Here is a 19,318-nt window from a genome sequence, read left to right as displayed (position 1 = left end):
TCGTCACACCGGGTATCAACGAAAAGCACTATCTGGCCGGAGCCCTGCATGCGACGACGGGCAAGGTAACCTATGTTGCTGGTCACAAAAAGAACTCAGCCCTGTTTATCTCGTTGCTGGAAGCCTTGCGTCGACGCTAACGACGAGCCCGGAACATCACGCTAATCTTGGATAATTACGTGATCCACAAGAGCCATCTGGTGCAAAGCTGGCTGGCAGATAATCCCAAGTTCATCCTGATCTTCCAGCCGGTCTACTCACCCTGGATTAACAAGATAGAGCTGCTTTGGCACAAGCTGCATGAGACGGTAACCCGCAATCACCAGTGCTACAGCATGGTATCGCTGCTGAAGCGAGTCAGACATTTTATGGATACCGTTTCGCCATTTCCAGGGAATGGTTATGGCACAGCCAGAATGTAGCACTATTAGGATCAGTTATTTAATCGTACCATCCACAAGATCTTCACTCCCCATTCCTCTGCCATAACGACCTTCGAATGCCAGATAAGGGGAAGGCTGCACCCCCAGGTTAATGCCTACCGTATTCCAGTCGATTGATTCATCAAGAGCATCGTCAATAAAGTCATTCTCGATATCAAATTGTAACTGAGCATAATTCAGCCCTACATAAAACTCGGGCTGTGCGTACATATGGGGAGTTGTTGAAGAGTATGGCTGGGCATGGGCACCCGCCATCGCCAGCAGACATAAACCCGCACTCAATGAGCGAATCATCATTAGCCACCATCCTTGTTGTTTTTGTTTGAATATTAATAATCATCCTCGTGCGAAGAAAAGCTTAGGCAAAGTTTCATATGGCAGCCAATGCATAATCGCCAACTTATTTACCCTCTCCTTCATCCCGACTTTCGTGCCTGCTCATGCCAATTGCTGAACTCCGATTCGAGCAGGCGGGGATGATAACAGTCGGTGCGCAGCAGCCTGTTGCTGGTTCACGGCAGACTGTGCTTCAGGGCGCTACTATTGAAGATATTCATTGATGCAATCTCTCAAGGAGGCGCCATGAGCAACATTCGCTGGTCTTCGGGGTTCGGTTCGTCCCGGGAATGTCCGCAGCAAAACGGTCGACGGCAGATTCAGCGGCTGGCGGCGCGCACCGCCGATGTAGGCGGCATTCCGGTGGCCCGGCTTATTCCCGGCCAGCAGCGTCGGGTGATTGGCGCCTGGTGCTTTCTCGATCATGCCGGCCCGGCGCACTTTACCGCCGGCGACCAGGGGCTGCGAGTGGGACCGCACCCTCATATCGGTCTGCAAACCTTCACCTGGATGCTGCAAGGCAAGGTGCTGCACCGAGACAGCCTCGGCAATGAACAGCTGATCCGCCCCGGCCAGGTCAACCTGATGACCGCCGGCCATGGCATCTCCCACACCGAAGAGTCGGTACCCGGCGAGTCAGACCTGCATGCCGCCCAGTTGTGGATTGCCCTGCCCATGGCCGACAAGGACACGCCGCCCCGCTTCGACCACTACCCGAAACTCCCGCACTGGTCTCGGGATGGCATGGATTTCACCCTGCTGGTCGGCGAGTATCAGGAGCACAAGGCCCCCGTTCTGACCTTTTCGCCTTTAGTCGGGATAGATATGTACGCCAGCCGGAATGTCACCGTCGGCCTGACCCTGCAAAAGGATTTTGAATACGGCCTGCTGGTGCTGGAAGGCAGTATGGAAGCACAGGGAGACTCGTTTACGGTGAACGAGCTGGCCTATCTCGGACTCCATCGCAGCGAGATGACCATTACCCTGGCACCGGGATCGCGCGTACTGCTGGTGGGCGGAGAACCGCTGAACGAGGAGATTTTTGTCTGGTGGAACTTCGTCGGCCACGACAAGCAGGATATCGTCCAGGCACTGGCCGACTGGAACGATAACAGTGGCCGTTTCGGGGAAGTCCGCGGCTATGATGGCACACCGCTGCAGGCTCCCCGACTGCCTTGAATACACAAGAAAGCCGATAACGGCGACATCGCACCACACCATCATGGAGCATTCCATCAACCGGGTTGTCTATGTTGGTCCGTCACCCGGCCCAGAGCGCCCATCAGGCGAAGACTCCCCGGGTGCCGGTCACAGGGCAAACCGGTCAGCGCCAGCCCTGGACTTGCGCCTTGGTTAGCAACTGTTCCAGTGCCGGTTTGGCAAACAGATAGCCCTGCAGGTAACGTACCCCGGCATTGACCAGAAAGTCCCGCTCTTCCACGGTTTCTATGCCTTCGGCCAGAATGATCACCCCCAGCTCGGCGCAGACCCGCTGAATATCGACCAGACGCCGCTGACGGGCACTGTCCTGATGAATGTTGCGGATAAGATCCATGTCCAGTTTTAAAATGCTCGGACGCAGGCTGTGCAGCCACTCCAGGCTGGCAAAACCGGCACCAAAATCGTCGATGGCGGTGCGAAAGCCGTGCCGAGCATAAGACTCGAAAATGCGCTTGAGCTTGTTCTGATTCAGGATCTGCTCACCTTCCGTCACCTCGAAAATAATCTTTTCAAGATCAAACCGATACAGTTCGGCGGCCTCTATGGTCGCCCGTATGCAGGTTTCCGGGTTGTAGATCGCATTGGGCAGGAAATTGATGCTGAGCAAGGTGTCACAACCCAGCCGGGCGGCGGTTTCTATCGCCTTCACCCGACAGGACTGATCGAAGTAATATTTATTGCTGTCGTTGATGCGATCGAACACCCAGCCGGCCCCCTGACCTGTGGGGCCACGCACCAGCGCCTCATAGGCAAAAATGCTCTGTGACTGCCAGTCGATAATCGGCTGGAACGCCATTTTGATTTCAAACCCCAGCGGCTGCCCACTCAGGCAATCCATGCATGTTTGTTGCTTTATCTGTATCGGGATATCCATTGTCTTGCCCTGTACCGCGATAGGCTATCCACTTGTAGCCAATGTGTTGTAGCCAATGTGTCCTTCATCAAACAAGGCACAGACCGGTTTTATGGCAAGCCCCCCGAGCCGGGCCGGCTTGTAAACAAGGCCATGATATGGCCCGCAAGGCGGATTCCACAATAAAATTTCCTGTTTAATGAAAGACCTGCCAAGAGATCCCGGTCAAGAAAAATGCCACGGCACCTTGCGTTCATTGATGCAGCCTGAAAAATCGACATGCCGGTACTGTCGGCCGTGTCTAGGCTGCCGGCTTTTTCTTTGCTGGCACTCACGCCAGTCTCGCGTACAGCAAAACACATCAGAACAATGCAGCTTAGGACAATAAAAAGGACCAATATGAAACCAAGCATTGCGATTATCGGTGCCGGTATGGCCGGGCTGACCCTGGCCCGCGAGCTGGCCCCGCACGCGGAACTCACCCTCTTTGAAAAGGCCCGTGGCCTGGGCGGCCGCATGTCGACCCGCCGTAACGGCACCCACCAATGGGATCATGGCGCCCAGTTCTTTACCGCCCGGACGGCTGCTTTCAAGGCCCTGCTGAGCCCCTTTATCGACAGGGGCATCGTCGCCGAATGGCAGCCCAACATTACCACCCTGAGTCCGGCAAAGCCGCCCTTCAAGCGCCTCTGGTTCGAGCCGCACTATGTGGCGGTACCGGCCATGAACCAACTACTCAAGACCCTGGCCGACGGGCTGGATGTTCGGCTGCAAACCCGTGTCGGCCGTGTGGCACAGCAGCAGGAAAAATGGCAATTGCATGATGAGCATGACCGGCCATTGGGTGAGTACGACTGGGTCATCAGCTCGGCGCCACTGCCGCAGACCCGAGCGCTGTTGCCAGCACCGCAGCTGGGGCACAATGCCCTCGACGGTTTTGCCATGCAGCCCTGTTATGCCCTGCTGCTGGCCGTGGACGATGCCGCGTTGCCGGTGTGGGATGCCGCCAGGGTCAACAACTCACCCATCAACTGGATTGCCTTCAATCATCGCCTGCCGGGGCGCCAGCGCCAGGTCGGGGCCGTGGTGGTACATAGCACTCCGGAATGGGCGGCCATTCACCTCGAAAACGATCAGGAACAGGTAAAACAACGGCTTATCGACCATTTCTGTACGCTCACCGGAGTCGATGCCGGTGCCATAACACAGGCACAGTTACACCGCTGGCGCTATGCGATCAGCACCGAGGTGGCAGAACCGGATCCGGGTTTTGTGATGAACGAACACGGCAGGCTGGCCGCCTGTGGCGACTGGTGCCTGGGCGGGCGAGTGGAAGCGGCCTTTACCAGTGCTCACCGGCTGGCCGGCGCCCTGCGTACCCGGTTGTGAGGCTCCTCCCTAACGTAACAAGATGACAGCCTGATGAATCCGGGGCACCGATGTCGTTGACATAAGGGGGGCCATATATATGATGTGGCCATCATTCAGGATTCAGATTCCGCCATGACTTCTGTGCTTTTTGTCTGTCACAGCAACGCCGTCTGCTCTCCTATCGCCGAGGCGCTGCTCAAACACCTTGCCGCCGATCGCTATCAGGCCATCAGCGCGGGCGTGCAGCCTACCGACATAGATCCCCTTGCCCTGGCCGCGCTGCAACAGCTTGGTGTCAGTACCGAGGGGCTCTACGGCAAGGGGCTGGACTCCGTTGAAGAACGATACTTCGATATCGTGATCAGCCTCTGTGAACAGGCTGAAGATGTTGCCAGAGCCATACCCGCCAATCAGTTCATGGCCTGGCATTTCGAAGACGCCCAGTGCTGCTCCCGACCACAAGCGGCGAAGGTGGTACACGAAATCTTTGAACGCATCAAACTGCTGGTGCTGGTGCAGGATCGCAAGGGGAAACCCCTGTGGTAACCGATGGCTATCCTCATATCCTGTGCAAGGTTTATGCAGTGCGAGACACAGCTTGAATACCCTTAAATACCTGGCCGGTTATCCGGAACAGATCCAGCAACAAGCCGGTGAACTGATTACCAGCGGCCGACTGGGGGATTACCTGCTCCGCAAGTACCCGGACCAACACCAGATCCAGAACGACAAGGCGCTGTACGGCTATATCAATAACCTGAAAAATCAGTACCTACGCAAGAGTCCGCCACTCAGTCAGGTGCGCTACGACAGCAAACTCAATGTGCTCAAGCAAGCTCTGGGAATGCACACCTATCAGTCTCGGGTGCAGGGCAACAAGCTCAAGGCCCACAACAGCATTACCGTGGCCGCCCTGTTCAAGGAAGCTCCGCCGGAATTCCTGCGCATGATAGTGGTACACGAGCTGGCCCACTTTAAGGAGAAGGATCACAACAAGGCCTTTTACCAACTATGCTGTCATATCGAGCCCGGCTATCATCAGCTCGAGCTGGATACCCGGTTGTGGTTGCAGTGGCGAGAGCTCGGGGCATAATGTCGCCCCGGCTTTCGTGACACAGGAAAAGGACAAGGGCCGGTTATCCGGCTCTGGTTTTATCCGCTATTTTTCTGCTCGATACTGAGAGTCGGGTACCCCGTGCGCCGGCATCAAAACGAAATGGGCAGACTAAAGTTCACTTCTACATCGGGCGCATCTTCCGTCAGGCCCGCCTGCAGGTTCATATTGAGGGCCGTCTTGTCGGTCAGTGCCAGCGAAAAGCCGGTCGAGAGGCTGTCCAGCTGCAAGATTGAACCGGTTTTCTGGCCATTTACGCTGGACTTGAACACAGTGCGGTGATTGACACCCAAACTGAACGACAAACGATTGTTGACCGCAAAGCCCATGCCCATGCCCAGGAAGAAGCTGTTGCCCAGATTGAATTTATCATTTGCCAGACCATCATCGTCCAGATCCCGACCGGCATCGGCCCCCAGGTTCCAGGTGTAGCCCGCTGTACCAAACAGCACGGCAGGATCAGAGGGATAAATCAGGGTCATGCTCGGCTCGATAGACCAGGAGCCAGAGCCGGTCGGGGGATCCAAGAATATCCCTTGGTCATTGACTTCATTATCGAATGGGGATTCACCCGTGTCTGACTTTATTCTCAAGCCGCCGATCCAGAACGGAGGCGACTCCAAATTGTACTGATAGCGAATGGCCGCTTCGATGTCTCCCAGAGCAGAGCCTTCGGAGTTAAATCTTCTGACTTCATCTCCTCCTCCATCAGATGCGGCCCTTGTTGTAAAAGTATCATAGCGATACACCCAGGGTGCTCTCAGCTCCAGCTCTATCCGGTTGGTCAAGCCATAACGAGCGGCCATCCCGACGGTGAAGGTTGCCTGATCTGCATCTGACGCCTCAATCAACCCCACCACCAGAGCGGGTAACACGCTGTAACCCACAATGGAAATACGGTTGGATGTATTCTGGGAATAACTGAATGAGGGCTCAATTTCAAACTGCCCCTTGGGGGTCAACAAACCTCGGGTTTCCAGGGTGTTGGCTATCGAATCAACAACCTGCTTGTCTTGTGCCTGCACTGTACCGATCACGGAAAGCAGCAAGCCGGCTGATAGTATCCTTTTTTTCATCATTATCTCCTGATTCCATATCTTGCTATCAATCGATGCAACGAAGCCCTGGAAATACAAAGCAGCTCGGCAGCCCTTCCTGGTTTCCCCGACACCAGTTCAAGCACTTTTTTTTATGGCAAGTGCTTCGGCTTCTTCCCTTGCCTGCCTGAGACTCAAATTATTATATTTTTTTGAAAGACCGTGTTCATTAAGTCCCATTGACTCTGCGTCTAAATAATCTCCCTCGCAACAAAACAACCCCGTCATTATTTTTTCAATAAGTTCGTCAATATTGCCAGGCCAGTCGTAAACGGAAATGGCATCTTCGGCGTCACTGGTAAAGCCAAGAAATCGTTTATTCTGCTCCCGGCTCAACTTATAAAGATAGTACTTTGCCAGAACAATCTTGTCCTGCCCCCGGTCTCTTAATGGGGGAATGTCAATCCAGTTCTTCTTCAAGACGGTCAGGAATTCTGGCGTAACAGAACCTGAATCATCAACTTCATCAACACTCAACTCGCAACAGAATACAAATTCACACCCCCTCACCTCCATCAACAAAAAATTACAGATGTTAGATTGCTCAGAACCCGACAGCTCTACAACATCATTGATACAAAGACAGGCTTCAATATTTGAATTTTTATATGTGTCGCCATCAAGATGGGAAAGGTAACTTTTCAACTCGACACTACTGGCATCGAGTGCGATGAATTCAAACCCATTCAACCTGGCCCACCGTTCGGCGAGCAAATGTTTTCCCGTACCCGCCTCGCCAGACAACGTCACTGGACCACGCTTGTATCGATACATTTTTCGCAGGGCATTCTGGAATATTTCATGCCGACCGATCACTTCCCCTTTCTGAAATGACAGGCTCAACTTGTTCTTCAGTTTACTCATTCCATAAGCTCTGCCTATGGTGACAAACAACTTCCCTTCCGATACAGGAACGGTGTGGTAGTCGTAACAATGTGTGGCTACGAAGAGCTGCCACTCTTTTTTCGACAATTGCTCTTTTGAAAGAATCGCAATCCAGGAGACCCCCTTGTAACAGCTCAACCAGCGCTCCACTTCCACATCAGGTTGCATGGCACTGCTGCAATCTAGTATCCCTATCGCTGTATCTTTACTGTCCAGGTATAATCCTGCCGCCTCAAGATTAGAATATCTAATCAAGGACCAGTGCTCATATTGATTACTCAACAGCCGCAGGCCCGAAGAGTTCGAGAGTTGAAGAACCAGAATCTCCCTTTCCAAGTCCATCCTGTACCACCACCTTTCATCCAGTGATAGATACCACTATAGAACAGAATTTAACCAATCAAGCAACAAGCAAGACAACCACAACATAACCATATGAAAAATTTGAACAATTAAAAATAACGTTTTATTGTTCAACGCCTGCAATACTCAAGGAGGGACTCGTATTAAACCAAGATTTTTCACTCAGCCAGGCTGGTCAATCTTATCTGGCTATTGCTTGGCTCCCTCCCAAGTTGTTGATTATAAATGATCTAATATCTGATGATGGGAGAGTGATAAACTGCAGCCATCAGGCACAAAAAACTCGGCAAGAATTAACATATCTCGCCGAGTTCACCATACAACACAACAACCAAAAAATATTAATAATCAAAGACATACTATCAATAACCTAACCGCTCCGTTGCTGCTCGAATCCTACTGGACACTCGCTGTTGAGATCGGTATTGCTTCATGTTTATCGGAGTAATCACGTCAACATCAACCCTGGCATCGGTTACAACTCCATTCGCCGAATTTTTAATTATATAACCCAGCTGCCCCCTCCCGAGCAAAGGAGTAATATCCAGACCTGAAATCCCTCCTGCATCCTTGATTTCGGTATTCGCTGCCCCATTGACCAAGTTGATTATGTTACTGTTAAAAACATGTGTACCGTTAACCAGCACACTCATTTTAAGCCCAATTGAATAATTCCCTCCCAGTGAAATAAAACCACCTCGTTGCTGGTCCAGTACGCTTTCCGATAAGGCAGGTACGTTGTCAAACAAAACGTCATAACTTTTCGAAAAGGCCATAGCATGAACAAACAACAGTGAAACTATCAGCCATTTCATCATTGTCACCTCAATCAGTAGTCATACTCGGATGGCAACATCAGGTCTGTCAGGTGTGGCAATCTCTGCATCAATGCCATACGGGATGGCGCGTTGGGGGCCGAGTGCTCCCAGTCTTTCACCTTGTTAAAGCCAGACTTCGCCAGGTCGATTTTATCCCTTACAAAAAGAAAAATACCATTACTGCTTTTATCAAAATCATCAGCACTCATGATATGTAGTCCTAATGCAGGGTCACCAACCAGCACCTTATCATCCATCACGCCCTTCACTATAACAAAGTGGTTATAACCGCTGTAGTTAACCAAGGCGATTGCCGGAATTCCCAGTTCTACTATATCTTCTCTTCCCAACTCGAAACCATCTGCTCTCAACCCCCTTCTCGCCAGGAAATTCTTCATATCCAACATGGAAAAACCTTGCTCTTCTATTTTACTTTTATCGCCATATTTAAACATCTCCTCAAATGCTTTCTCTTCGGTCATCGGTATTCCATAGTGATGACTCAATAAAGAAGCCAAGGCCGCCGAACCACAGCTGAAGTCGTACTTCTGCTTTACCACCTCCCCAAATTTTATTTCGGAAAAACTCTGCACCGGCACTCTCAGCCGGGCCCCTCCAGCGCCAGGAAAATTCAATGCAAAGCTAAACGCTGGAAAAAAAATTATCATCCATAGTAATTTTCTCATATTATTTAGCCGAAATGATATTGATATTAGAACTCATGTTGGAAATATTTGAATTACCTGACACCAGGTTAATCATGAGTATCCCATGGGCATTATTAAAAGCCCCCGGACTTATAGTATTACTCCCTGTTATCAAATCACTCATATTACTCTCACCAATGCTGCCGCCCTGCTTGCTGTCGTTGGACTGCACCAGAATCGACATACCACGGCTTTTTTCAAGCAAGGTGTCATCAGCACTCTCAAGCATATCCAAGCCTTGACCAGCAAAAAGAGAGCAGCTAAAAAAAGCAGATAAAAAAATCAACTTTTTCATATTCCCTCCAGATAAACAGCCGGCCCTACATTGAGCCGGCAATAAGGCTTAGATTAGAACTGACTACTGGCATTTATATTAACACTATTCTGAACGCTAACAGACATACCTGATACAGCAGTCTGCGTGCCAATACCATTCATTGCAGCGCTATTACCAATTGTATTGTCACCAGTCTTCACTTTCATGCTGGATGTAGCCATGGCACGAGCAGTACCGCCATCGGCTGAATTGCTATCCAGGTCGGCTTCGCTACTTGGTTTTCTATAACCATAATGACGTTTGTATCCACCCTGACGACCTGACGTCAAATCGGGGTTAGCCTTTGCATCGGCATCTGCTGTGGCATCATTTTTTTCCTGATCCCAGTCAAAGTCGAAATTACCCAGTTCTGCTTTCTGTTTTGATTCAATAGACTGCGTAACTGCAAGAGCGTTGATTTCTACATCTCCTACACTCAAACGCAAACTATCACCCCGACTATAACTGTAACCACCACCCCGGCCTCCTCTTTTTTTACCTTTCCAATAATCACCATGCTCATGGTCATATCCATTGTTATGACCATTACCATTATTGTGGCCGGTGCTACTACCATTAGCCAGTGCACCGAATGAAGCACCAACAGACAGGGCAACCAATATTGCCAAGGTTTTCTTTTTCATAGACATAATAAAATCCCTCTTCATTCACCGTCTAGTTATTTAACCGCCCATGGCTCCCGGACATATAAGATCATTCACCTTAAATATATCAACCTGGGTGTTCTGGTCGGGTTCAGGGTTTTCTCTCTAACCCTGAGTTAAAGATTAGCCGAGTGAAAAAAGCGGGGTGTATCAAAGACAACATTTAATAAATCACTTTGTTATATACAAAACCAAACTGATAAAAAATAACGAGCTACCTGTGTCACATTTGAGACGATGCACGATGGAAACACGGCATATAGAGATGAAACGGAGAATTAAATGGCCTTTAATTACCTAGCAAGTCATTGATAAAAATAAAAATTATCAAAACGTTGCTACTCCGCAACTATAAACAGGTATCAAATGATACTGACACCAGTATAGATATACATTTGGAACTTTATTCATTAAAAATAGAAGGAACTTTTCCGAGCCTTTATTTTCGTATCGAAACCGAAGCCAAGAAAGGGCCAATTGGCCTTTTCTTGTTTCATCTCGCCCTACCCCGCCCGGCGAATGTTATCCTGGCCGGCGTCAGCGGCTGCCGTTCGCCCCAGCGAACGCATATCGTAACCTGTTGGTGCCTGATGCGCCCGCAAGTCGAACTCCGGCAGCACCGCAAACACGTGGTCGAAGATATCGCCCTGAATGCCTTCGTATTCCACCCACCGGGTGGTGTTGGTAAAGGCATAAATCTCCATCGGTATGCCGTTGGGAGTGGGCTCAAGCTGGCGCACCATCAGCGTCATCTGCTGATGAATACGGGGATGATCTTTCAGGAAAGCGTCGAGGTAGGCGCGAAAGGTACCGAGGTTGGTCAGCCGCCGGCCATTGACCGGTGACGACAGATCCAGCTGCCGTTCACTTTTATAACGGCTCAACTCCTGTGCTTTGGCATCCAGATAAGGCGCCAGTAAGCTGGCACGCTGCAGGCGGTGCAGATCATCTTCATTCAAAAAACGCACACTGCTGCTGTCGATCAGCAGGCTGCGTTTGATGCGTCTTCCGCCCGACTCGCTCATGCCGCGCCAGTTCTTGAACGAATCGGAAATCAGCGCATAGGTGGGAACCGTGGTAATGGTGTTGTCCCAGTTTTGCACCTTGACCGTGGTCAGGCCGATATCGATCACCGCACCGTCGGCGCCGTACTTGGACATTTCCAGCCAGTCCCCTACCGACAGCATGTCGTTGGCCGACAGCTGGATACCGGCCACCAGCCCGAGGATGGGATCCTTGAACACCAGCATCAGTACCGCCGTCATGGCGCCCAGGCCGCTGAGCAGGAGCAACGGCGACTTACCGATCAGGGTAGAGATAATCAAGAGTCCGATAAAGATACTCGCGATCAGCTTCAGGCTCTGGAAGATCCCCCGCAGCGGAAAGGTGCGCATGGCCGGCTGCTGCTGAAAAATATCCAGCAAGGCATCGAGCAGCGCATACAGCGACAGCAAACCATAGAGCAGTATCCACAGGTGTGATGCCGTCTGAATAACGGGTAACGACAGGCTCCGCCGTCGAGCCAGAGTCCGGCCTGAATATAGATGATGATGCCCTGCAGGGTCAGCGCCAACCGATTGAACAACTTGCGTTCAAAAAATGCCTGGCGCCACACCCGGCGAGAACCTCTGGCACGCCCCTCCACCCATTTGAGCACGACCCGGTGCAGAACAAAGTGGATCGCCGCCGAGATGAGCACGATCAACAGCAAGACGGCGGCGGTATAGGCCAGGCCCGAGAACTGTGGAACATGAGCGTTCAGCCAGGGCATGATCCATCCCTTCAGGTCTTTTACCTCGTTCATCTTGTTTTTCCGTTCAGTAACAATAAGGCGTTCATGCTAATGGCTATCACTACCACTATCAAACTGCGTCTCTGGGGCCGTAAAGGTAGGGGCCGCCTTTCGCCAGCGCCTTGAGATAAGCGGGTCTGGCCTGTAGCTGGGCGACATAGGCCTTGAGCCGGGGATAACTGTCGGCCAGCTCGGTCCGGTGCATGGCCGCCTCCAGCGGAAAGCTCATCTGGATATCGGCCGCGCCGAAGTGATGGCCGCCCAGCCAGTCATGACAGGACAGATGGTCCGCCACAAAATTCAGATGGGTCTTGATTTGCTGGCGCAGAAAGGCCTTGTCGACCCCCGCCACTATTCTGCCGACGACAGGCCGGACAAAAAACGGCACCGGCGCCTGCTGTATCCGGTCGAACACATGGCGCAGCAGCAGCGGCGGCATCAATGAGGCTTCCGCATAGTGCAACCAGTACACATAATCCCACCAGGCCGGACTGTTTCTCGCCGGCAACAGCGAGTCCCGGCCGTAGGTCTGTGCCAGGTAGTCGATGATGGCACCGGACTCGGCCAGCGTCATGCTATCGTCGGTCAGTACCGGTGCCTTGCCCAGCGGATGTATTCGCTTCAGACTCTCGGGAGCGAGAAGGGTATCCTGATCTCGCTGGTAACGGCTGATCTCGTAGTCCAGCCCCAGCTCTTCCAGCATCCAGAGGATCCGCTGAGAGCGGGAATCATTCAGATGATGCACTGTTATCAACGGCTTATCTCCCTTGTCGGTTGTTGGTCACCGGTCGGCATGTCAGCTTGGCACAAAATCGGCCCCATCCCCACCGGATGGCGCTGAGCCCGCATTTGTTAATGAATTGTTCTACTACTTATGTCCAATACCACAAAACATTAACACCCGCGATAATCAGGCCCTGAGATGACACCCAGACGATGACCATCATCAAGGAGACTACCGTGTCAGAGACCCCCACTCCCAGCTATCGCGAACAACGCAAACCCCGCAGCGACTTCGAAAGCCGCGCCGCCTACCTGGAACATGAACTCTCGATCATGTCGCCCAAACGCTGGCGAATGAACCTGCCGTTCAGGGATTACAGCTTCGAGCTGGAAGATCTGGTCCCCGCCCTCGCCGCCACCATCGGCAAAATCGTGATGGTCGCGGCCGTAGTCGCCGCCTTCGCGGGACCATTGGGGCTGTCCGATGCCTTCGTGGTGGAAAACGTCCGCTTCGAAATGCTGATAGCCGCCGTGCTGTTCGTGATCCTGTTCTCCGGGTTTATCAATCCGACCGCCAATCTGGCCGGTACTCATGGCCCCATGATCCCGCTGATTCCACTGATCGTCGCCTCCGGGGGCCATCCGCTGGCACTGGGGCTGCTGGTCGGGCTGTTCGGTCTTTTGCTCAGTATCAGCAAGGGGGGCAGCAAGCTGATGGCGCTGACCAGCGACGGGGTACGCGGCGGCCTGCTGATTTACCTCGGTGCCGTGGGGCTGCTCAGTCAGATCAAGGCACTCACCGCCTGGGCCAATGGTCTGGACATGGGCTACGTGGCTTTTGCGGTGATCCTGAGTACCATCGTCATGTATGCCCTGCTGGCCCGGCTGGAAATGCGCTGGTTGTCCATTCCGCTCGGCTCCGGCATCGCCTTCGTGATTGCCATTGCCCTGGGCGCGCCCTTCGAGTTTGTTACCGAACCGGGCATGCCGCACCTTTCTCCTTCCTACTGGTGGGGTGAAAACACCGGCTGGCAGATGGGCTGGCCCGATCTGCAGCACTTCATCAGCGTGGCGCCCTTCGCGGTGCTGGCGGTGGCCATGTGGTCGCCCGACTTCATGGGACACCGGGTATTCCAGGAGCTGAACTATCCGAAGAAAGCCGACAAGGTACTGATGAACGTGGACGACACCATGGGCATTGCCTCGGTCCGTCAGGCGGTGGGCAGCGTACTGGGTGGCGGTAACCTCACCTCTTCCTGGGGTACCTACATGATCCCCGCCGCCATCGCCAAGCGCCCCATTCCCGCCGGCGCCATACTGACCGGCGTCATGTGTATCGTGGCCGCGCTCTGGGGTTACCCCATGGATCTGGCGGTGTGGGCACCGGTACTGCGGGTAGCGCTGATCGTGGGGGTATTCATGCCGCTGCTGGAAGCGGGAATGCAGATGACCCGCAACACCACCAGCAGCCAGTCTGCCGGCATAGTGGTGTTCGCCTCCGCCTTCGTGAACCCGGTGTTCGGCTGGTCCATGACCATGCTGCTCGACAACCTGGGCCTGATTGGCGACAAGGAACGCGGCAAGACACTGCGCCGGACCGACCGCTGGGTGATCCCCGGTGTCACCTTTGTCATCCTGCTGGGTATCATGGCCGCCGTGGGCATGCTGCCGGGGATCCCGGCGCTGATCACCGCAGACTGACAGTTAGCTACTATATGATGAACAAAGGGCCGGTTTTCCGGCCCTTTTGCTTTCGAACAGTCATCTTGCATGCTAAAGGGAGGTCAAAGGGAACCGCTCGGCCGACCGTCAAATGCCACGGATGGCATTTGCCGAGCGTCACATGGATGTGCCCGAAGCGTGTCGGCGGAGCGGACCCTTTGGCCTACGGTTTCTGCACAAACAACGCAATCCCAAGCATAAGGCCGGTGTCCGGCCTTATGCTTTTCTACACGGCAAATTCCGGCGCCAGCCGGCTCAGGCCCAGACCCTGGCTCTTGCTCAGCTTGATCTGCACCGGCACCCGCTCTTTCAGCGCCTCGATATGGCTGATCACCCCGATCATCTTGCCGCTGGCGTTGAGCGCATCCAGCGCGTCCAGCGCCACTTCAAGGGTTTCCGCATCGAGGGTGCCAAAGCCTTCATCCAGAAACAGCGAGTCGATGCGGGTCTTGCTGCTCACCAGATCCGACAGCGCCAGCGCCAGCGCCAGACTGACCAGGAAGCTTTCACCGCCGGACAGGGTCTGGGTATCTCGTGCCACGTCTGCCTGCCAGGTGTCGATCACCAATAGTTCCAGCTCGCCGCCGGTTTTACGCGCCAAGCGGTAGCGGCCGTGCAACCGCACCAACCGCTGATTGGCCAGCTGCACCAGATGTTCCAGCGTCAGCCCCTGGGCAAAACGGCGATACTTGGCGCCGTCCGCCGAACCGATCAGCTGGTTCAGCTGCTCCCAAAGCTGCAGCTGTTGTCGCTGCGTTGCTATATCGGCAAACAGCGCCTGCTGGCGTTGGCGACGCTCGGCGTCGGCTTCAAGGCTGACCCGCAGACCACCGATATGTTGCTGTATACGACTGAGCTCGGCTTGCAGCTGTGCCACCCGCTCGACCAGCGGCGCCTCTTCCTCTGCCGGGTCACATTCGCCCAGCTCGGCCTGCCGCTGCCGGGCCTGCTCCAGCAGGATATTCGCTTTGTCTAGCGACTGTTGCAGTTGCAGCTGTTGCTGCTCCAGCAGCTCTCGCTCCTCATCGCTCAACACCGCGGCCAGAAAGGTCGCCTCGTCGGCAAACGGACTCTGCTCCAGCGCCTGCTGCCAGCGCTGGCGCAGATCGGCCAGCTCTCGCTCCAGCTCGTTCAGCTGACGGTCTTGCAGGCGAATGCCGGCCTCCAGCTCCTGTAGCTGCCGCTCCAGCGGGTGCAGCTCTTCTTGCACCAACACCAGCGCCTCACCCGGGTTGGGTTGCTCCGTTATCGTCATCCCGTCGGCCTGCGCCAGTTGCCGCCAGCGCGATTGCCACCGGGCGGCCTCGGCCTCGGCCTGCTGCTGCTGGTGTTGCAGCCGTTGCTGTTCGGCCAGCCGTTGCTGTTGGCGCTGCTGCTGTTGCCGCCACTGCTGCCAGTCTTGCTCACGGCTGTCAAGCCAGCTCTGCCAGTCGGTGGGTGCCGGCCAGTTCAGCTCAGCCAACGACGCCACCAGCGCCGCCTGTTGCTGTTGTTGCGCCTGTTGTTGCTGCTGAATACGTAACTGCTGTTGCTCGGCTTGCCGGGTTAACGACTGTAGCTGCTGCACCAACAGGTGTAGCTGATGCTGTAATGCGCCTTGCTGACTCTCTGCCGCCTGTCGCCGCTGCCGAGCCTGATTGAACCGCTCCTGCTGTTGCTCCACCTGTTCCAGCCGTTGTTCCAGCTGATCCAGTGCCTGCTGGCGTTGGACAATGTTCTGTTGCTGAGCGTCGGCTTCGAGTTCGGTCATACCGAGCGTCTGCAGCCAGCCCTGCAACTGCCCGGCCAGCGCCGAGGCGGCTTCATCCAGCTCCCGGCATTGCTGAGTATCCTGCTCTTGCTGAGCCTGCAGCCTGGCCAGCTGGCGGTTGAGTTCCTGCCCTCGTTGTTCCAGCAGCTCTCGCTGCTGCTTCTTCTCGGCCAGACTCCGTTCGGTACTATCGTCCAGCGCCTGATAAGCCTGAATGGCCGGGTGCGATTCGCTGCCGCACAGGGGGCAGGCTTCGCCCGGCTGCAACCGCTCGCGATGCTGCTCCAGTGCTCGAATGCGCTGCTCCTGCGCCAACAGTGTTTCCTTGTCGCGGATCTGCTCCTGCAATTCCTTGTAATCCTGACGAGACTTATTCCGCTGCTGTTCGAGCCCGGCCAGTTGTGACGAGCATTCATCCTGGCGCCGACGCAGCACCTGTTGCTGTTGCTGCTGCCGGGCTCGCTGCTCCCAGGCGCGCAAAACATTTGCCCATAGCGGCTGCTGGTTCCGCAGGGCCTGTACCTGATGCCGCAGCTCCTGGTGGGTTTGACCCGTCAGGAGCAGAGTCAACGCCTGCTGCTGCTGTTGCTCCTCCGCCGCGGCCTGCTCGACCCCGGCCACGGCGGCAGCACATTGCTGTTGCAGCTGACCCTGCTGCTGCTCCAGCTCACTCTGTTGCTGCAACCCTTGTTGCCGTTCCCGAGCCAAGTCTTGCAGCTCACCCTGCTGATCTTCCAGCTGACGCACCTGTGCACGCCAGCCCGCCAGGTATTCCCCCAGCCGCTCCCCCACCGGGTTGGCCGCCATGGCCTGCGCCAGTTGTTCCAGCTCGTTGGCCAGCTGTTGCTGCTGTTGTTCCAGCAATCGAGCCTGCTGCCCGCTGAGCTGCGAGCCCTGCCAGCACAGGGTATTTCGCCGTTCGGTCAGCCGCTGCAGCTCATCCTGCTGCTCTGCCAGCCGGCGGCTTTGTTGCTGCTGCCGGGTCTGGCTGTGCTGCAGTTGCTGCCACATGGGCTGCAATCGTCCGGCCGGTTTCGCCGCCGCCAGCCGGCTCAGTTGTGGCTCGGCCTGTTGCCATTGTTGTTGCGCTTGCTGCTGCGCCTGCCCGGCCTCGGCCAGCCGTTGTGCGGCCTGCCGACGCTCTCGCCCGCGCTGCAAGGCCGTTTGCGTCTGTTGCAGTTCGGTGTCCCGCGCCAGCCGTTCGGCCTCGGCGGTATCAATATCGCGCTGGTACTGCCGGCGCTGCTCGTCACTGAGCAGCTCCATACCCTGGGCTCGGGCTTCCAGCTGACCCAGCGCGTTTTGCTGCTCCCGGGTCTGTTCGAACACCCTCTTCGAAATCTGGGCGTAGATATCGGTGCCGGTCAGCTCTTCCAGCAATTCGGCCCGCTCGTTGGCGTCCGCATGCAAAAAGGCGGCAAAGCCCCCCTGGGCCAGCAGCATGGACTTGGTAAAGCGGCCGAAATCCAGGCCGCTGAGTTGTTCGGTCAGGCTCAGCTTGTCGTTGATCCTGGTGGTGAGAATGGTGCCGTCCAGGCGGGCCAGTTCCACCTTGGGGGCTTGCAGCTTGCCGTCGAGCTTGTCCCGGGAGCGCCGTTGGCTCCAGAAGGCGCGATAGCCCTCGCCCTTGATCTCGAACTCCACTTCCGCCAGGCAGTCGGCGGTATGACGGGTCATCAGCTCGTTACCGCTGGCGGACACCGATTTCATCCGCGGCGTCTGGTGATAGAGCGCCAGACAGATGGCATCGAGCAGGGTGGTCTTGCCGGCGCCGGTAGGGCCGGTAATGGCGAAGAGGCCACTGTCCCGGAACGGCGACCGGGTAAAATCGATTTTCCACTCCCCTTTAAGGGAGTTCAGGTTTTTCAGGCGCAGGCTTAGGATCTTCATTCTGTTTCCTCCATCTGCACCAGTAACTCACGGTACAAAGCGCTCAGCGCCTGTTGCCGCTCCGCCTCCAGCGGCTCCGGCGCCAGCCGTCGCTCGAACACCTCCGCCGGCGTCAGTTCTCTCAGGGTCACGCCCTGCTCTGCGGTCAGGCCATCATGACTTGCTGTGCGCTGGCGCCGCACCAGCAGTATTTCCAGCGGCAGGTCTGCGGCCAGCTGTTCCACCCGGGATTGCAGGTCGCTCAGGTAATCGTCTTCGGCCACGGTCACTTCCAGCCACACCGGCACCCTGCTGTGTTCCGCTACCTGCTTCATCTGTTCCGCCAACTGCTCCAGATTACCCTGCACCCGAGCCAGAGGCTGAAAGGTCGGCACCGGCAGCGGCGTCACCGCCTGCAGGCCGGTGCCGTTCACCTCGACCAGCAGCACTTCTTTCTGTTGCCCCACTTCATCGAAGCTCAGCGCGATGGGCGAACCGCAGTAACGGATATGCTCATGACCACCCACCTTCTGCGGCCGGTGGATGTGCCCGAGGGCAATATAGTCGGCCGGGGGAAAGGCGCTGGCAGGGAAGGCCTCCAGGGTGCCGATATAAATCTCCCGCACCGAGTCGCTGCTGCTGGCGCCCACCGTGGTCAGGTGGCCGGTCGCGACGATGGGTAACGGCAGTTCCAATTGCTGCCGCTGCTGCTCCGCCCGCTCGAATAGCTGTTGATAATGGTCGGCAATGGCCTGCTGCAGGGTCTGCTGTTTGTCGGCGGCACTCTGCCCGGCTTCACTGGCCATCACCTCCCGCGCCCGGATGAAGGGCACGGCACACAATACCGCCCCCGGCTGTCCGTCGAGATCCGACAGCACCAGCACCTGGTGCCCGGCGTCGTCCAGCATGCCCGGTATCACCTGCACATTCAGGCATCCCAGCAGGGCGCGGGATTCATTCAGCATGGCCACCGAGTCATGATTACCGCCCAGAATCACCAGCTGGGCGCCGGTTTGCTGCAGCTCGACAATAAAGCCGTTATAAAGCTCGCGGGCATAACTGGGCGGGGTGCCGGTATCGAACACATCGCCCGCCACCAGCACCGCCGCCACCTCGTGTTCCTTTACCTGTTCGACCAGCCAGCGCAGAAAGGCCTTGTGTTCATCGAGGCGGGTCTTGCCCATGAAGTGCTGGCCCAGATGCCAGTCGGAGGTGTGCAGTATGCGCATGGTGACTCTTGTTGGTGACGGCGATGTCCGCTATTAAACCCGCT

Annotated in this window: 16 protein-coding genes and 2 pseudogenes; 6 read left to right on the top strand and 12 right to left on the bottom strand. The window is 55.4% G+C overall.

Annotated features, from left to right (window positions below):
- Positions 1–422 (top strand): annotated as a pseudogene (locus BFR47_RS10195) (IS630 family transposase); the annotation flags it as partial.
- A gap of 15 nt (positions 423–437) precedes the next feature.
- Here the strand turns inward: BFR47_RS10195 and BFR47_RS10190 are convergent.
- Positions 438–740 (bottom strand): porin family protein, encoded by a 303-nt coding sequence (locus tag BFR47_RS10190; protein WP_071472969.1) that lies wholly within the window; start codon positions 738–740, stop codon positions 438–440.
- Between the two features lie 285 nt (positions 741–1,025).
- Between BFR47_RS10190 and BFR47_RS10185 the strand changes: the two genes are divergently transcribed.
- Positions 1,026–1,958 (top strand): pirin family protein, encoded by a 933-nt coding sequence (locus tag BFR47_RS10185; protein WP_071472968.1) that lies wholly within the window; start codon positions 1,026–1,028, stop codon positions 1,956–1,958.
- Positions 1,959–2,103: 145 nt separating this feature from the next.
- On the opposite strand, the gene BFR47_RS10180 is transcribed toward BFR47_RS10185, so the two are convergent.
- A complete protein-coding gene (locus BFR47_RS10180; RefSeq protein ID WP_217645521.1) occupies positions 2,104–2,838 on the bottom strand; it encodes an EAL domain-containing protein in 735 nt (244 codons plus the stop codon).
- A gap of 414 nt (positions 2,839–3,252) precedes the next feature.
- Between BFR47_RS10180 and BFR47_RS10175 the strand changes: the two genes are divergently transcribed.
- The 3 genes from BFR47_RS10175 to BFR47_RS10165 all read left to right on the top strand — a co-directional run bounded on the left by BFR47_RS10175 (position 3,253) and on the right by BFR47_RS10165 (position 5,317).
- Entirely contained in the window at positions 3,253–4,242 is a 990-nt protein-coding gene (locus BFR47_RS10175) for an NAD(P)/FAD-dependent oxidoreductase (protein ID WP_071472966.1), read from the top strand.
- Positions 4,243–4,356: 114 nt separating this feature from the next.
- Complete coding sequence (locus BFR47_RS10170; RefSeq protein WP_071472972.1) at positions 4,357–4,770, top strand: arsenate-mycothiol transferase ArsC; 414 nt, start codon at positions 4,357–4,359, stop codon at positions 4,768–4,770.
- A 52-nt stretch (positions 4,771–4,822) separates the two neighbouring features.
- On the top strand, positions 4,823–5,317 hold the full coding sequence (locus tag BFR47_RS10165; RefSeq protein WP_071472965.1) for a M48 family metallopeptidase: 495 nt from the start codon (positions 4,823–4,825) through the stop codon (positions 5,315–5,317).
- Between the two features lie 113 nt (positions 5,318–5,430).
- On the opposite strand, the gene BFR47_RS10160 is transcribed toward BFR47_RS10165, so the two are convergent.
- The 8 genes and pseudogenes from BFR47_RS10160 to BFR47_RS10130 form a co-directional block, all read right to left on the bottom strand.
- Positions 5,431–6,417: a transporter gene (locus BFR47_RS10160; RefSeq protein WP_071472964.1), complete on the bottom strand. Its 987-nt coding sequence runs from the start codon at positions 6,415–6,417 to the stop codon at positions 5,431–5,433.
- Between the two features lie 96 nt (positions 6,418–6,513).
- The gene (locus tag BFR47_RS10155; protein WP_071472963.1) at positions 6,514–7,662 is read right to left on the bottom strand and encodes a VpsR-related response regulator; all 1,149 of its coding nucleotides are present in this window, start codon (positions 7,660–7,662) and stop codon (positions 6,514–6,516) included.
- Between the two features lie 383 nt (positions 7,663–8,045).
- The gene (locus BFR47_RS10150; protein ID WP_071472962.1) at positions 8,046–8,501 is read right to left on the bottom strand and encodes a hypothetical protein; all 456 of its coding nucleotides are present in this window, start codon (positions 8,499–8,501) and stop codon (positions 8,046–8,048) included.
- Positions 8,502–8,512: 11 nt separating this feature from the next.
- Positions 8,513–9,187 (bottom strand): C39 family peptidase, encoded by a 675-nt coding sequence (locus BFR47_RS10145; protein WP_071472961.1) that lies wholly within the window; start codon positions 9,185–9,187, stop codon positions 8,513–8,515.
- Position 9,188: 1 nt separating this feature from the next.
- Positions 9,189–9,503: a hypothetical protein gene (locus tag BFR47_RS10140; protein WP_071472960.1), complete on the bottom strand. Its 315-nt coding sequence runs from the start codon at positions 9,501–9,503 to the stop codon at positions 9,189–9,191.
- Between the two features lie 53 nt (positions 9,504–9,556).
- A complete protein-coding gene (locus BFR47_RS17825; protein ID WP_139215152.1) occupies positions 9,557–10,174 on the bottom strand; it encodes a hypothetical protein in 618 nt (205 codons plus the stop codon).
- Positions 10,175–10,692: 518 nt separating this feature from the next.
- Positions 10,693–11,975: pseudogene (locus tag BFR47_RS10135) on the bottom strand (mechanosensitive ion channel family protein).
- Positions 11,976–12,051: 76 nt separating this feature from the next.
- The gene (locus BFR47_RS10130; RefSeq protein ID WP_245748878.1) at positions 12,052–12,726 is read right to left on the bottom strand and encodes a glutathione S-transferase; all 675 of its coding nucleotides are present in this window, start codon (positions 12,724–12,726) and stop codon (positions 12,052–12,054) included.
- Between the two features lie 215 nt (positions 12,727–12,941).
- On the opposite strand from BFR47_RS10130, the gene BFR47_RS10125 reads away from it, so the two are divergent.
- Positions 12,942–14,405, top strand: a complete 1,464-nt coding sequence (locus BFR47_RS10125) for a DUF3360 family protein (RefSeq protein ID WP_071472971.1) — start codon at positions 12,942–12,944, stop codon at positions 14,403–14,405.
- A 247-nt stretch (positions 14,406–14,652) separates the two neighbouring features.
- On the opposite strand, the gene BFR47_RS10120 is transcribed toward BFR47_RS10125, so the two are convergent.
- Together BFR47_RS10120 and sbcD are read right to left on the bottom strand one after the other, a co-directional pair.
- Positions 14,653–18,066, bottom strand: coding sequence for an SbcC/MukB-like Walker B domain-containing protein (locus BFR47_RS10120; protein WP_071472958.1), 3,414 nt, complete (start codon positions 18,064–18,066; stop codon positions 14,653–14,655).
- Positions 18,063–19,274, bottom strand: a complete 1,212-nt coding sequence (sbcD, locus tag BFR47_RS10115) for an exonuclease subunit SbcD (protein WP_071472957.1) — start codon at positions 19,272–19,274, stop codon at positions 18,063–18,065. Before sbcD ends, BFR47_RS10120 begins: the two co-directional genes overlap by 4 nt.
- Positions 19,275–19,318 lie beyond the last annotated feature (44 nt).

It is taken from the genome of Oceanisphaera psychrotolerans, from assembly GCF_001870485.1.
Taxonomy (GTDB): domain Bacteria; phylum Pseudomonadota; class Gammaproteobacteria; order Enterobacterales; family Aeromonadaceae; genus Oceanimonas; species Oceanimonas psychrotolerans.
The sequence above is the reverse complement of the archived record's forward strand: the minus strand, read 5'-3'. Positions and strand labels throughout refer to the sequence as shown.

Coding starts and splice junctions, on each gene's coding strand:
- BFR47_RS10190 (WP_071472969.1), bottom strand. CDS start 740: ATGATGATTCGCTCATTGAGTGCGGGTTTATGTCTGCTGGCGATGGCG.
- BFR47_RS10185 (WP_071472968.1), top strand. CDS start 1,026: ATGAGCAACATTCGCTGGTCTTCGGGGTTCGGTTCGTCCCGGGAATGT.
- BFR47_RS10180 (WP_217645521.1), bottom strand. CDS start 2,838: ATGGATTGCCTGAGTGGGCAGCCGCTGGGGTTTGAAATCAAAATGGCG.
- BFR47_RS10175 (WP_071472966.1), top strand. CDS start 3,253: ATGAAACCAAGCATTGCGATTATCGGTGCCGGTATGGCCGGGCTGACC.
- BFR47_RS10170 (WP_071472972.1), top strand. CDS start 4,357: ATGACTTCTGTGCTTTTTGTCTGTCACAGCAACGCCGTCTGCTCTCCT.
- BFR47_RS10160 (WP_071472964.1), bottom strand. CDS start 6,417: ATGATGAAAAAAAGGATACTATCAGCCGGCTTGCTGCTTTCCGTGATC.
- BFR47_RS10155 (WP_071472963.1), bottom strand. CDS start 7,662: ATGGACTTGGAAAGGGAGATTCTGGTTCTTCAACTCTCGAACTCTTCG.
- BFR47_RS10150 (WP_071472962.1), bottom strand. CDS start 8,501: ATGATGAAATGGCTGATAGTTTCACTGTTGTTTGTTCATGCTATGGCC.
- BFR47_RS10145 (WP_071472961.1), bottom strand. CDS start 9,187: ATGAGAAAATTACTATGGATGATAATTTTTTTTCCAGCGTTTAGCTTT.
- BFR47_RS10140 (WP_071472960.1), bottom strand. CDS start 9,503: ATGAAAAAGTTGATTTTTTTATCTGCTTTTTTTAGCTGCTCTCTTTTT.
- BFR47_RS17825 (WP_139215152.1), bottom strand. CDS start 10,174: ATGTCTATGAAAAAGAAAACCTTGGCAATATTGGTTGCCCTGTCTGTT.
- BFR47_RS10120 (WP_071472958.1), bottom strand. CDS start 18,066: ATGAAGATCCTAAGCCTGCGCCTGAAAAACCTGAACTCCCTTAAAGGG.
- sbcD (WP_071472957.1), bottom strand. CDS start 19,274: ATGCGCATACTGCACACCTCCGACTGGCATCTGGGCCAGCACTTCATG.